Raw genomic sequence first — 498 nt, 5'->3', positions numbered from 1 at the left:
ACAAACCGCCCCGGCCAAAGCCGGCCCCGAGATGGACGTCATGCCGGCCTGCATCACGGGGTAACGGACTCCCAGCGACTCGAGTTTGCTCAATGGCGATGACCTGCCCGCTTCACCGATTGCGGACAGACAACGGGAGTCTTGATCGTTGTTCATTACATTGACTCTCTTGGTGGGTGGAGGTCGCCGATGCAATGACTCAGCAGGCCAGATTGGCCGCTACGAAATCCCAGTTCACCAGATGCCAGAACGCATTGAGGTACTTGGGACGGGCATTGCGATAATCGATGTAATAGGCGTGCTCCCACAGGTCGCAGGTCAGCAGGGGCCTATCGGCAGAGGTCAGCGGCGTTTCCGCGTTGCTGGTGTTCACGATGGCGAGCGAGCCGCTGGGCTTTCTCACCAGCCAGGTCCAGGAAGAGCCGAAGTTGCTGACCGCTTTGTCGTTGAACGCCTGCTGGAAACCCTCGAAGGAGCCGAATCCGGTGTCGATGGCAT

The 498-nt window shown here is 59.2% G+C and carries 1 protein-coding gene; it reads right to left on the bottom strand.

All coding sequences use genetic code 11. The features are described 5' to 3' along the window. Window positions 1-199 precede the first annotated feature (199 nt). Window positions 200-498: superoxide dismutase (locus QSJ95_RS32530; RefSeq protein ID WP_285647885.1), on the bottom strand; the 299-nt coding region annotated here is incomplete at its 5' end.

This window comes from Pseudomonas sp. NBRC 100443 (assembly GCF_030268185.1).
GTDB classification, from domain to species: domain Bacteria; phylum Pseudomonadota; class Gammaproteobacteria; order Pseudomonadales; family Pseudomonadaceae; genus Pseudomonas; species Pseudomonas citronellolis.
This window is presented reverse-complemented; position numbering and strand designations above follow the sequence as displayed.